13 protein-coding genes are annotated in these 13,232 nt (G+C 49.3%); all 13 read right to left on the bottom strand.

Translation table 11 applies throughout. From position 1 onward, the window contains the following. Positions 1-45 precede the first annotated feature (45 nt). Entirely contained in the window at positions 46-1,005 is a 960-nt protein-coding gene (locus FYJ66_RS02170; RefSeq protein ID WP_154571877.1) for a 3'-5' exoribonuclease YhaM family protein, read from the bottom strand. Positions 1,006-1,059: 54 nt separating this feature from the next. Next, complete coding sequence (locus FYJ66_RS02165; protein WP_154571876.1) at positions 1,060-1,560, bottom strand: divergent PAP2 family protein; 501 nt, start codon at positions 1,558-1,560, stop codon at positions 1,060-1,062. Positions 1,561-1,605: 45 nt separating this feature from the next. After that, a complete protein-coding gene (gene nadE / locus FYJ66_RS02160; RefSeq protein ID WP_338071086.1) occupies positions 1,606-2,391 on the bottom strand; it encodes an NAD(+) synthase in 786 nt (261 codons plus the stop codon). Positions 2,392-2,466: 75 nt separating this feature from the next. After that, the gene (gene hydF / locus FYJ66_RS02155) at positions 2,467-3,849 is read right to left on the bottom strand and encodes a [FeFe] hydrogenase H-cluster maturation GTPase HydF (protein ID WP_154571875.1); all 1,383 of its coding nucleotides are present in this window, start codon (positions 3,847-3,849) and stop codon (positions 2,467-2,469) included. A 1,043-nt stretch (positions 3,850-4,892) separates the two neighbouring features. Next, entirely contained in the window at positions 4,893-6,038 is a 1,146-nt protein-coding gene (locus FYJ66_RS02150) for a L,D-transpeptidase family protein (protein WP_154571874.1), read from the bottom strand. 348 nt (positions 6,039-6,386) lie between these two features. Continuing rightward, positions 6,387-7,226, bottom strand: a complete 840-nt coding sequence (locus tag FYJ66_RS02145; RefSeq protein ID WP_154571873.1) for a histidinol-phosphatase — start codon at positions 7,224-7,226, stop codon at positions 6,387-6,389. After that, positions 7,223-7,882: a bifunctional phosphoribosyl-AMP cyclohydrolase/phosphoribosyl-ATP diphosphatase HisIE gene (gene hisIE / locus FYJ66_RS02140; RefSeq protein ID WP_154571872.1), complete on the bottom strand. Its 660-nt coding sequence runs from the start codon at positions 7,880-7,882 to the stop codon at positions 7,223-7,225. Before hisIE ends, FYJ66_RS02145 begins: the two co-directional genes overlap by 4 nt. A 42-nt stretch (positions 7,883-7,924) precedes the next feature. After that, on the bottom strand, positions 7,925-8,701 hold the full coding sequence (gene hisF / locus FYJ66_RS02135) for an imidazole glycerol phosphate synthase subunit HisF (RefSeq protein WP_154571871.1): 777 nt from the start codon (positions 8,699-8,701) through the stop codon (positions 7,925-7,927). Between the two features lie 62 nt (positions 8,702-8,763). Next, positions 8,764-9,492: a 1-(5-phosphoribosyl)-5-[(5-phosphoribosylamino)methylideneamino]imidazole-4-carboxamide isomerase gene (hisA, locus tag FYJ66_RS02130; protein WP_154571870.1), complete on the bottom strand. Its 729-nt coding sequence runs from the start codon at positions 9,490-9,492 to the stop codon at positions 8,764-8,766. Between the two features lie 9 nt (positions 9,493-9,501). Then, positions 9,502-10,113 carry an imidazole glycerol phosphate synthase subunit HisH gene (hisH, locus tag FYJ66_RS02125; protein WP_154571869.1) on the bottom strand — a complete coding sequence of 204 codons (612 nt, stop codon included), beginning with the start codon at positions 10,111-10,113 and terminating at the stop codon, positions 9,502-9,504. A gap of 47 nt (positions 10,114-10,160) precedes the next feature. After that, positions 10,161-10,748 carry an imidazoleglycerol-phosphate dehydratase HisB gene (hisB, locus tag FYJ66_RS02120; RefSeq protein WP_154571868.1) on the bottom strand — a complete coding sequence of 196 codons (588 nt, stop codon included), beginning with the start codon at positions 10,746-10,748 and terminating at the stop codon, positions 10,161-10,163. Next, positions 10,745-11,806, bottom strand: a complete 1,062-nt coding sequence (gene hisC, locus FYJ66_RS02115) for a histidinol-phosphate transaminase (protein WP_154571867.1) — start codon at positions 11,804-11,806, stop codon at positions 10,745-10,747. Before hisC ends, hisB begins: the two co-directional genes overlap by 4 nt. A 111-nt stretch (positions 11,807-11,917) precedes the next feature. Next, positions 11,918-13,192, bottom strand: a complete 1,275-nt coding sequence (gene hisD / locus FYJ66_RS02110) for a histidinol dehydrogenase (RefSeq protein WP_154571866.1) — start codon at positions 13,190-13,192, stop codon at positions 11,918-11,920. Positions 13,193-13,232 lie beyond the last annotated feature (40 nt).

Raw genomic sequence — 13,232 nt, 5'->3', positions numbered from 1 at the left:
CTCCTAAGCCTCCCTGTTTCCTTCCACAGAGTTTTTCATCAGTTGTCAGAAAGTTCTCTTGTATATTCTCCTGTTGTCCAGGGTCCATACCTTAGGGCCGAACTCGCCCGGCTCAACGCCTCTGAGAGAGTCTTCCATGTCGTACATTTTGGCATCGATCATATCCAGGTAGTGGAGCATTTCAGCTTCTGGAAAAAGAGGTTTCTTCGGGCTGCCAAATTCCGGCTCATAGTGGTGGGACAGTATCATGTGCTCCAGCATTATGGTTTTCTCTGCACCGATGCCCAGCTCTGCACATCTGTCATGAATGAGGCTGACTCCCTGAACTATGTGGCCCAGCATGTTACCTTCCATGGAGTATCCCGGTGAAACTCCGTTCTCATCGGAGATGATTTCTGTCAGCTTCTCGATGTCGTGGATGGCAACGCCGGCCAGCAAAAGGTCCTTTGACAGGTTGGTATAAACCTGGCAGGCTCTTTCGCCCATCATCATCATTCTCTTAACGTGGTACAGGAGGCCGCCGTATTCTGCATGATGGTTGCTGGCTGCAGCTGGATAGTACATGAGTTTTTCCTTATTTTCCTCGTACAAGCCAAGGCAGAGCTTCTTCAGCTCTTCATCCTGGAAATTTCTGATGGTCCCTGTGATGTAATCATACATTTCTTCTGAAGGTTCAGGGGCAGCTTTAACCAGGTCCCGCAGGTCAAAAACATCTCCTACGTTTGTCTCCCTGATCTTCATTATTCTCAGCTGGTTGGAACCCTTCCACTCCTTTACATCTGCCTTCACTGCAACGGTTATGCCGCCGTGAATGGCTTCCAGCTTAGGGAGTTCTCCGTCGTCGATGTCCCACTTCTTGCCGCTGATCTCCGCAGATGCATCGGCCAGAGTTATGTCCAGGTACTTCTTTCCGTTGCCTCCCACGCGAATGTCCGATGATTTTACAAGAAAATAATCGGCGAATTCGTCGCCGGGTTTCAGGTCTGCAACATAGTGTTTCTTCATTTGCTGTATTGGTCCTTTCAAAAAATCTGTTGTTTCCTGCTTTCTTTTATCAGGCTAAAAAACTGGCAGGAAGGCTGAGACGAGAACTCCGATGGCGATTCCTGCTATCAGCTCCGGCAAAGTGTGTCCGGTCTTCTCGTTCAGCGTTATTGTCTTTTCTACATGTGAATGCTTGCCTTCACCAGTTGTTTTCCCTGTCTCCTGGCTTTCGAACAGTTCAGGATGGTTCTTCATAAGTCCGTTTAGAATTTCCGACTGCCTTCCTGTTTCAGCTCTTACTCCCACTGCATCGTACATGACGATCATGGCCAGGAAAAATGTAACGGCGAAAATCTCTGAATCTCCTCCATACAGTCTGAAGGACATGGCTACCAGAGCCGACACCGTTGCAGAATGGGAACTGGGAAAGCCTCCTGAGCTGGTCAGCAGCTGGCGGCTGAATCCACCGTTCCTGATGGAAGCTGTCACCACCTTCATCACCTGGGCAATTAGCCAGGATATGGCTGCAGCCATGAAGAGACTGTTGTATATTATTCTGGTAATGCTAAAAATCATATAGTATATAGTTTCCTTATCTGTATATCTGTTGTATATCTGTAATTACCTGTTCTCTGGTTCCTGCTTGTATACGAAGCTGTCCATGTAGCGAAGCTTGAACTGATTGATCTTGTGAAGCCTGTCAATCCTGGCTTTGACTTCATCGTCATGGATTTCTCCGGTGCGGATATATCTGTCCAGAACGTCGTAAGTGAAGCCCAGTTTCTCCTCGTCGCTGAGGCCGCTGAGACCGTCTGTAGGAACTTTTTTTACAAGAACTTCAGGCAGGCCCAGGTAAGCGCCCATGGCTCTTATCTCCGCAGTGGTGAAAGAACTGCAAGGGCTGAAGTCTCCTGCAGAGTCTCCGTATCTGGTAGAATATCCCACCCAGTCTTCTGAAAGGTTGCAGGTGTTGGCAACTCTTCCGTTATTGGACTGGGCAACTGCGTAAAGAGTGGACATTCTGATTCTCGCCGGGAGATTAATAAGGGTATCTTTTCCCACTTCTGGCAAAACTCTCTTCAGCTCTTCCGTAAGGCCATCGAAGCCTTCTTTGATGTTTATTGTGTAATTTCTGATTCCGAGATGATCTACCAGGAGCCGGGCCATGTCTATGTCGCTCTGAGCGCCGTTTGGCATGAGAACTCCGATCACCCTTTCTTTTCCAAGAGCCTCTTTCAGCAGTGCTGCTACTACGGAGCTGTCCTTTCCTCCGCTGATTCCTATTACTGCATTGCATCCTGCACCGTTTTCACTGAACCAGTTTCTGATCCATTCAACAGTTGCTTTTACTGCTTTTGACGGGTCAAACTCTTCGTATTCGATTGGACTTTTCATTTCGTCTGACATCTCCATCTCCTTTATATTATCTCTTGTATTATCTCGCTTGTATTATCTTGCTATATCTCTATTAAATCATAAAATCTAAATCCGGATTCCAAAAGGTGCCACGGCTCTCTTCAAAATGCCTGTGCAGAATGCGATGGTCAGTCCGTAGTTTGTAACGGGAACTCCTTCCTTCTCAGCCAGTTCTATTCTGTACTGGACTTCAGGGCGGTTCAGCATGCAGGCACCGCAGTGGATCACCAGTTTGTATTCTCTGATGTCATCGGGAAAAGATGCTCCTGAATGCCAGTGTATGTCAACTTCCGGCTCCAGTTTTCTCAGCATCTTAGGGATCTTGACCGTTCCGATATCGTCTTTCTGGCGGTGGTGGGTGCAGGCTTCTGCTATGAGAACCTTATCTCCCGGCTTCAGGTCTCCCAGCACTGCTGCCGCTTCTGTCATCTTCTTCAAATCACCTTTTTGCCGGGCATATAGAATGGAAAATGACGTAAGGTCTATTTCCGGCGGCACTATGGAATCTACCAAGCGGAAGGCCTGGGAGTCTGTAATTACTACTTTCGGCGGGCGGCCCAGGGCATTCAGGGCCTGATCCAGTTCTCCTTCTCTTGTGACAATGGTGTATGCACCTTTATCGAGAATGTCCCGGAGGACCTGCTGCTGAGGGAGGATCATTCTTCCCTTTGGAGCTGCGGTGTCTATGGGTGTTACCAAAACGGCCAGGTCACCGGCTTCTATCAGGCCGTCAGTGAGGCCTGCTTCTTTTTCTGTTTCGCCGGAATTCCTGATGATGGCCTTCTTCAGCTGGTCTATCCCCAGTTTCAGCGCCGCATCTGTAAAGACTTGTGTGTCTGTTCCATAATTCTTGTTCAGGAAGTCTGTGTCTTCTCCTGACTGGTTTACGGCGATTACGTAGGGAATCTTTCTGGTTTCCAGCTGGTGAATGAATTCTGACTCTTCTTTTTCCAGGAAGTTTCTTGCGTCCCAATTGCCGGCAGAGGGCTGACTGTCCGGATTTCCGGGGGTCTTTTTCTCTCCTGGGTCTGATATGTCAACGGGCTGCGGCTGGTGTGTTTGTTGTGGCTGCAGTGACTGCGGCTGCTGGTATGCGAGCTGCGGTTGCTGCTGTGCGAGCTGCGGGCGCTGCGGGCGAGCCCCGACTTCTGGATCTGCCACATAGATAACCAGATGGCACTTTCTGAGAGCCTCCATTGATTTCTCTACTCTCTGGCTGCCCAGCTCTCCCTGGTCGTCCAATCCTGCAGTGTCTATAAGCATTACCGGTCCCACAGGAAGCAGCTCCATGGCCTTGTAAACAGGGTCAGTAGTTGTGCCAGGCACTCTTGATGCCAGGGCTATGCTCTGACCTGTGAGACTGTTGATAAGCGATGATTTTCCTGCATTTCTCTTGCCGAAAATTCCAATGGTGAAACGGCTTCCTCCCGGTGTATCGTTAAGTCCCATAATTACCCCCTTGGCCTCAGCAGGCCGATAAAAACTGTTGAAATTTTACCACATTAAGAAGAACTGCTCAACGGCAGCACCGGTCCCGGGGTGGAGCTGCCGCTCATCAGGGGTAGTACGGCATGTGTAAATGAGAAAATAAAAATGTACAAAAAGTGAGTGCAGAGAAAAACCTGGACTACCTTAGGACTCTGAAAGGAGGAGGTGGCAGTGTGATTGGGAAGTAGCAAGAGCAGATGGCAGTGTGAGCGGGGAGTAGCAGAGATTTGATGATTACTACTGCTCTTGCGGGCTTCGGCGAGCAGTACTAATCCGGGTTTGATCCATTACTACTGCTCTTGCGGAGTTCGGCCAGCAGTACTAAGCCGGGTTTGGTCCATTACTACTGCTCTTGCGGGTCTCGGAGAGCAGTACTAATCCGGGTTTGGTCGTTCACTACTGCTCCTACGGGTCTCGGGGAGCAGTACTAATCCAGGTTTTGTCGTTTACTACTGCTCCTGTGGGTCTCGGGGAGCAGTACTGATCCGGGTTTGGTCGTTTACTACTGCTCCTGTGGGTCTCGGAGAGCAGTACTAATCCGGGTTTGGTCGTTCACTACTGCTCCTGTGGGTCTCGGGGAGCAGTACTAATCCGGGTTTGGTCGTTCACTACTGCTCTTGCGGGTCTCGGGGAGCAGTACTAATCCGGGTTTTGCCCATTACTACTGCTCCTGTGGGTTTCGGCCAGCAGTACTAATCCGGGTTTGGTCGTTTACTACTGCTCTTGCGGGTTTCGGCCAGCAGTACTAATCCGGGTTTGGTCGTTTACTACTGCTCCTGCGGGTCTCGGGGAGCAGTACTAATCCGGGTTTGGTCCATTACTACTGCTCCTGCAGGATTCGGCCAGCAGGAACAGCACATTCATCTTTAGAATCTGTGCTCACTGGGCGCACCATATATCCATATAAAGAAGACTGCTGCATTTCATGGAATGCGGCAGTCTTTCATCATCTTCTTATTATTCCAGATATTCCGTACAGTCCAAGGGGCTGCCGGTCTTATTTATTAGCTGTAGTTCTTGGAGGCCTCTTTATCTGATACTGGCGTTGTGGTCTCCGGTGTGGATGGTGTTGTGTTTGAAGCTGCCGGCTGGCTCGGGGTAGGTGCCTGTGCAGCGGCTTCCTCCTGTTTTGGAGCTGCCGGTGCTCCTGTGGCGCTGGTTACGCCGTAAGGGCTTCCGCCGTACTTAACGATTACAGGTGTTCCTATTTTCAGCATGCTGTAGAGCTGTGCTGCTGATCCTGTAGGCATGTTGATGCATCCGTGGGATCCGTTGTTCTTGTAAATAGTGCCACCGAAGCTGCTTCTCCAGGAAGCGTCGTGGAATCCTACCTGACCGCCGATAAAGGACATCCAGTAGCTTACATAGCTTTCATAATCATCGCCCTTCAGCTTCTGATTTCTGGTCTTGTTGTTTACGGCAAAGACTCCTGTTGGTGTTCCATGGCCTGCAGAAAGGTTTCCGCTTACGATAGGTGACTGGAACACTACCTTGCCGTCTTCAAAGTAGAAAAGTCTCTGGGCTGTCAGGTCAACATATACATAGGTGCCAGCAGCTCCGTATTCAGCCTTCTGGACGTGGACAACAGCCTTGGCCTTTGCCTTGTTTCCGGACTTGTCCACAGCAGTGGCCTTTACTTCATAGTCTCCAGGAGTGCTGAGATTCACTGCCTTTGAGTCTATCTTGATTTCCGGCTGGTCAATATTATCCTTAGCCTCAAACATGGACTTGTAGTCCACATCCTTCTCTCCCACGAACACTGATTTATCCTCAGTCTTGGTGAATTCCGGCGGAACCTTGTCCAGAACCTTTACCTTCAAAGTCTTGAACTTCTTGTCCTCGAAGTAGATAGTCAGATTATATTCTCCAACCTTATCGTAATCGGTTCCCTCTACCTTGTCTCCGTCGTACTTGATTTTTGTGTTCTTGAGAATGTACTTCTTGTCTTTATCGCTGGCCCTGCTGAAATCCACGTAAGTCTTCACGTCGGTGGAGACCGGTGTTCCGTAGTCAACCTTTACGATTCCCTTTTCGTACTTGCTCTTCAGAGTCAAATCCGGATTTCCAAAGCTGAATCCCACGGCTGTTGCCACCAGGATCAGCGCCAGCACCCCGATTTTTGCTGCCCTTCCAAACTTTTTCTTCTTCATTCCGTCAATCCCCTCTGCCTGCGGCAGTAATTTAATGGTAAGTATTTAATATTAAATGCAGTAAATTTATTTTAATTATTAACCTTGTACACTATGCCGGGAAGCCAGATTGCCTAAGATTGCCTAAGTATAAATCGCTCCCGTGGCCTTTAATTATATGCTTTTTTCAGCCAAATGTTACAGTAATATAGCAAAAAATCTGACTATATACAAGACTTCATTAGTAATGCATGAAGAAAAAAGTGACAAATAAAAATAATCCGGCCTCAGGATGAAACTTCCTGAGGATTCCGGATTAAAATACTGCATTGGCCGCCTGCATTAGCCGCCCCACCAGCAGCCCCTCTGTTAAATTAAATAAAGATTTTCCAGGGACTCTTCTCTCATTCCGTTTTTTTCAAGAACCCAGTGGGTGCTGAAACCTGCTTCCCGGGCCAGCCGGACGGCTTCTGCAAAGCCATAACGCAAAGTGTCCTTCTCGTGAGAGTCGCTGGAGAAAACAATTTTTCCACCTCTCCTGGCGATTTCTTTCAGGATGTCCATTGATGGATATGGAGATGTTCTGTATCCTCTGGAAATTGCCCCCGTATTGATTTCGAAGGGCACACCGTATGGAATGAGCTGGTCCAGGGCTGACTGCCAGGCTGCAATGTAGCGAGGGTGGCTTTCGTCAAAAAGTTTTTTCCTCTCCTGGAATTTGGTGAGAAGGTCGAAGTGGCCGATGAAGGCGCATCCGGTTTTTCTCACCACATCTCCTTCCTGCCTGAAATAATCCTCCACCAGTCCGTAAGGGTCACCGCCATAGGCCCTTTCGATAGCCTTCTCTGTTATCTCCGGAGCCTCATCTACCGGGCAGTATTCTCCATTTTTGCAAAAAACATAGTGTACAGATCCTATGGTGTAGTCGAATTGTGAGGTGTCCTGCTCTGAGAAATAGTCCATTTCAAGGCCACAGAGTATGTTGATTCTGTGGCTGTATTCAGACTGAAGCCGGCGTATTTCCTGCCTGTACTTTTCTGCAGTCTCCCTGGTCATGGCATAGCTCAGGTCACAGGGCGTATATGCATGACCGGAAAATCCCAGGTCGGTCATGCCCCCTTCAATGGCCTGAAGGACAATGGTCTCAGGCCGGTCCTTTCCATCACAGAAATCAGTATGGGTGTGGAAATTGGAAGTGATCACTTTCATTTTGTCATCTTCTCCTGCTTCACCTTGTGGTCGATTACGTGGCGGGAAGCCAGTTCCTTTCTGATGTCTTCCAGAGAAATGCCCATCTGGATCATCAGAACCATCACATGGTACACCAGATCGGAAATCTCATAGATGGTTTCCGCCTTGTCATCGGTGGCTGCGGCGATTATGACCTCAGTTGATTCCTCTCCCACCTTCTTCAATATCTTCTCTCTTCCCTTCTGGAAAAGATATGTAGTGTATGAGCCTTCTTTCGGCTCCGTCCTGCGGCCGTCGATAAGTGTCATCAGGTCTTCCAGGGTGAAATCCTCTCCCTCCGGGGCCTTCCACAGAAGATTGTGGAAACAGGAATACTCCCCGGTGTGGCACGCAGGTCCGTCAGCAACAATCGTAAGCTGGAGAGAATCCAGATCACAGTCAGCAGTAATAGACACTACGTGCTGGTAATTCCCGCTGGTCTCCCCTTTGCACCACAGCTCCTGGCGGGAGCGGCTCCAGTAAGTGGCCAGCCCCGTCTCCATGGTTTTCTCCAGGCTCTCCCTGTTCATGAAGGCCTGCATCAGCAGCTTGTGAGTTCCTGCCTCTATGGTCACAGCAGGAATCAGCCCCTGCTCATTGAATTTCAGCTTGTCTATATCGAAAAAAGTTTCCATCTTCCAGTCCCTCCCGGCTGTCGTCACAATAAATTTTCAGTATTACTCAGTAACAGGATCTGTGATTCTCACGTTGATTCCCTGTTTTTTCAGTTCCTTCTTGAGTTCCGGTATCTCCACATCGCCGAAGTGGAAGATAGAGGCCGCAAGACCTGCATCCACCGCCGGAATTTTTTCAAAAAGTTCCACAAAATCTTCTATGGACCCGGCTCCGCCGCTGGCGATTACCGGCACATTAACGGCCTGGCAGACTTTTTCCAGAAGGGGCAGATCGAAGCCATTTCTCACACCATCTGTGTCTATGGAATTGACCACCACTTCTCCGGCACCCAGCTCAACGCCTTTGCGGATCCACTCAATGGCCTCCAGGCCCGTATCGTCTCTTCCTCCACGGCCGAAAACTCTGTACTCTCCGTTTACAAGAGAAACATCAACGGAAAGGACTACACACTGGTCACCGTATTTCTCTGCTGCCTCTTTAATGAGCTGAGGATTCCTGATGGCACCGGAATTTACGCTGACCTTGTCAGCACCGCATTTCAGCACCCGGTCGAAATCCTCAATGCTGTTTATTCCTCCTCCTACTGTAAGAGGGATGAATATCTGTGATGCCACCTGAGTAAGAATCTCAGTAAAAAGCTTTCTTCCCTCTGCGGAGGCAGTGATGTCGTAAAAAACCAGTTCATCTGCTCCCATTTTGCTGTAATAGCGGCCCAGCTCCACAGGAGATGAAACGTCGGAAAGGCCCTTGAACTTTACGCCCTTCACAACCCGGCCGTCTTTTACATCCAGACACGGAATAATCCTTTTTGTAATCATTTTTCCTCCAAAACCCCGATCTGCTATTACATAATTCTGCAAATCCCGATTATTTTACAATATCAGTCATTCTCTTTGTGAGCTGCGGCAATGGCTTCTTTCAGATCCACTGCTCCTGTATAGTAAGCTTTTCCGATGATCGCACCGTACATTCCCATGTCTTTCAGGGCATTCACATCCTCCAGGCTGGACACGCCGCCGCTGGCAATGAAGTTGATTGAGGAAAATTTTTCCGAAAGCTCCCTGTACATTTCCCGGTTGGTGCCTTTCATAGCTCCATCCCTTGAAATATCAGTGCAGATAATAGTGGAGACACCATCCTCTTCCATCATCCCGCAAAACTCCTGAAGAGTGTAATCTGATTTTTCCAGCCACCCCTTGATGGCAACGAAGCCGTCCCTTACATCGGCCCCCACAGCAACAGCAGGCCCGTACCTTCGGACCGCTTCTCTCACCAGCCCCCGGTCGGTGACCGCCGCCGTCCCGAGAATCACCCGGCTGAAGCCCCCATCAATATACCTCTCAATAACATCAAGAGAACGGATCCCCCCGCCAATCTCGGCCTTCAGCCCCGTCTCCCTCATAATCCCGGCGGCCATCTCCATATTCGGAGTTCCTCCGTCCCGTGCCCCCTGAAGATCCACCATGTGAATCCACCGGGCACCGGACTCCCGGAACTTTCTAGCGGTGTTCACCGGATTATCATCATAAACAGTCATCTGACTGTAGTCTCCTTTATACAGCCTGACAGCCTTGCCGTCAAAAAAATCTATTGCTGGCAGAATTATCATTGTTTTCTCCTACATCTCTGCAAAATTTCTGAGGATTTTCATGCCTACCTGGCCGCTTTTCTCTGGATGGAACTGGCAGCCCGTTACATTTCCTCTGGCAACAGCTGCAGTAAGCTCAGCACCGTATTCTGTGGCGGCTATGATGTTCTCCTCTGGTGTGACGGCCGAATAGGAATGAACGAAGTAGACAAAATCTCCGTCCTTGAGGCCTTTCATCAGGGGATGGTTATTATCCTTAAGGATCAGCTCATTCCAGCCGATGTGGGGAACTTTCAGGTTTTCTGGTATCCGCTCTCTGATGTCTCTCACCTCTCCGGGAATGAGGCCCAGTCCCTCATATTCTCCATATTCGAATCCCTTCTGGAAGAGGAGCTGCATTCCCAGGCAGATTCCCATGAGAGGTTTTCCCTCAGCGGCCTGGCTCTTCACAAGTTCTCCTATACCGTCCTTTTTCAGGAGGCGCACTGCATCTCTGTATGCTCCAACTCCCGGAAGGATCAGCCGGTCTGCAGCTTTAATCTCACCGGGATCTCTGGTCACCATAACATCACAGCCAATCTCCTTTAATGAAGACTGGAGGGAAAAGAGATTTCCAAGTCCGTAATCTATTATTGCAATCATATTGTTCTCCCATATTCTCCCGGCAGGGGGTTTACGATTTAATCATGTCAGATCATTCCCTTTGTGGAAGGAATTTCGTCTTCCCTGCCCTTTTCTATCTTTACAGCCTTTGCCATGGATCTTCCAAGGCTCTTGAACATGCCCTCCAGAATGTGGTGGGTGTTCTCACCTGCCAGCTGTCTCACGTGAAGGGTGAATCCGCCATTTCTAACCATTGCCACAACGAACTCCCGGGCCAGCTCCGTATCGAAATCACCGACTTTTTCCTTCAGGCCTTCCAGCCTGTAGTCCAGGAATGCCCGGCCGCTGATATCCACAGAAGTCAGAATAAGAGCCTCATCCATTGGCAGTATCTTAGTTCCGTACCGGGTGATTCCTCTCTTGTCTCCCAGGGCTTCGTCAAAGGCCTGGCCCATGCAGATTCCCAGGTCCTCTGTCAGGTGGTGATAATCTACGTAAGTGTCTCCCGAAGCGTTGATCATAAGGTCAAATCTGCCGTGAGCTGCAAAAAGGGTGAGCATGTGGTCCATAAAGCCGCATCCCGTTGCAATGTCCGTCTTTCCCGTGCCGTCCAGGTCCAGCCAGAGGCTTATCTTTGTCTCAGCCGTTTCCCTGTTGATTTCTGCATTTCTCATTTCAGCATCTCCTTCATGGCCTCTGCCAGCTTTTCCATCTGCTGGTCAGTTCCGATGGTTATTCTCACCCAGTTCTCGATACGAGGCTGGTTCCAGTGGCGAATTAAGATTCCCCTCTTCTTCAGTCCAGAGTAAAGGTCCTGACCACTCATGGCCGGAACACTGGCAAAAACGAAATTTGCTTTTGACGGAAGAACCTTAGCTCCCAGAGATTCCAGAGCAGAAGCGGTCCACTGGCGGGTCTTCTGGATTTTCATGGAGTTTTCTTTGTAGTAATCATCTGCGTCCAGGGAGGCCTCAGCCAGGATCATGGACAGCCTGTTTACGTTGTATGGATTGGTGGAGTACTGGATCAGCTCCAGGTCTTTTATCAGGCTTTCATTTCCCATGGCGAAGCCCAGGCGTCCCCCTGCAAAGCTTCTGGATTTGGAAAAGGTCTGGGAAACCAGGATGTTGTCATACTCTTTAGTAAGAGGAACCGCCGATGTGCCTCCGAAATCAACATATGCCTCGTCTACCAGCACCAGCCTGTCTCTTCCTGCTTCTGCTATCCTCCTGATTGAATCCAGGCCCAGCTCTATGCCAGTAGGAGCATTAGGATTTGGAATCACCACATTTGACCTGGTGTCGCTGCAGAACCCATCTACATCTATGGTGAAATCTTCTTTCAACGGCACTTCCCTGTAGCTGACGTCGTGGAGGCCTGCGATGACTTTGTAGAAGCTGTATGTGATGTCTGGGAAAATCAGATTGTCATCTGCGTCATTGAAGGCCATAAACGAAAAATTCAGGATGTCGTCAGATCCGTTGCTTAGAAAAACATTTTCCGGTTTCACATCGTAAAGAGCGGCGATCTTCTCCTTCAGCTTTCTGCCTGTTGGATCGGGATAGAGGCGGAGTTTCTCCAGGTCTGTTTCATTCAGGGCCCTTATTACTTCCGGTGCCGGAGGATAAGGTGATTCATTGGTATTCAGTTTTATGTACTCCTGATCCTGGGGCTGTTCTCCCGGTGTATAAGACTGAAAAGACTTGTATCTATCTTTCAGAAATCTGCTCATTGTCCCGCTCCTTCTTTTCGTATGTATCCGTATGTTTTCGTATATTGTTTATTGTATTTTTCCGTAAAAACAACCTGTTTCCCGCCGAAGCAATGGGCTGCCTCGTGGCAGCTACCTGTTTTCCGACCGGATAACCGCACTTCTGCCGTGGGCCTGAAGCCCTTCTTTTTCAGCAAAAGTACGGATTTTGTAAGCCGCCTTGTCAAGTTCTTCCGGCGTATAGTAGGAAAACTGCATTCTTTTTACAAAATCATCTACTCCCAGAGGACTTGCAAATTTTGCGGTACCGCTGGTAGGAAGGGTGTGGTTAGGGCCTGCGAAGTAGTCTCCCAGAGCCTCAGGACAGTCTCTTCCCAGGAACACAGATCCTGCGTTTGTTATCTTCTCCAGCCATTCAAAAGGATCTGCCACACAGAGCTCCAGGTGCTCCGGAGCGATTTCGTTAGAAACCTCTACTGCCTTTTCCAGGCTGTCTGTAACTATTATCTTGCCGTTATTCTCTATAGAAGCTCTGGCGATCTCTTCTCTTGGCAGGTCCGGCAGCTGTTTTTCTATTTCAAGGGCCACTTTCTCTGCCAGCTTCTCTGAATCCGTAATCAGAACTGCGCTGGCGAACTTATCGTGTTCCGCCTGAGAAAGCATGTCTGCCGCCAGGAAGTCAGGTCTCATCTCACCGTCTGAAATAATCAGGATCTCAGATGGTCCGGCAATCATGTCGATGGCCACCTGACCGAAAACCTGCTTCTTGGCCTCTGCAACGAAGGCATTTCCCGGACCGGTAATCTTGTAGACCCGGGGAACTGTTTCTGTTCCATAGGCGAGAGCGGCGATGGCCTGGGCTCCTCCTACCTTGAAAATCTTAGTTGCTCCTGCAATGTGGGCAGCTGCAAGAATGTTAGGGTTAACCTTTCCTCCTGTGGCAGGGGTTGTTATTACTATCTCTTTGCATCCCGCAAGGCTGGCAGGTATGACGTTCATCAAAACAGTAGAAGGATATACAGCCGTTCCCCCCGGCACATAGATTCCCACTTTTTCCACAGGGAGAACCTTCTGTCCCAGGACGATACCCCCTTCCTTCCGGATGCTGAAGCCCTCTCTCACCTGATTCTTGTGGAAGTCTCTGATGTTCTCTGCAGCTTCCTCCATGACCTTCAGGAATTCAGGATCCACGGACTCCATGGCCTCCCGGATTTCATCAGGGCTGACTTGAAAGTCCTCTTCCCCGTAGCCGTCAAATTTCTCGTTGTATTTTCTTATGCTGGCATCTCCGCCTTCCCTGATGTCTCTGATGATTGAAGCTACAATCTCCTGTACATTTGAAGGCATTTCCGTTCTGGCGAAAATGGAGCTGTTCATGTCTTTTCCGTATTTCAGTATTTTTATCATCCCGCACCCCTTTTTTTATTGAAAAAAACTATGTGGTTCT

Source organism: Allobaileyella intestinalis, assembly GCF_009695865.1.
Classification (GTDB): domain Bacteria; phylum Bacillota; class Clostridia; order Peptostreptococcales; family Anaerovoracaceae; genus Allobaileyella; species Allobaileyella intestinalis.
This window is presented reverse-complemented; position numbering and strand designations above follow the sequence as displayed.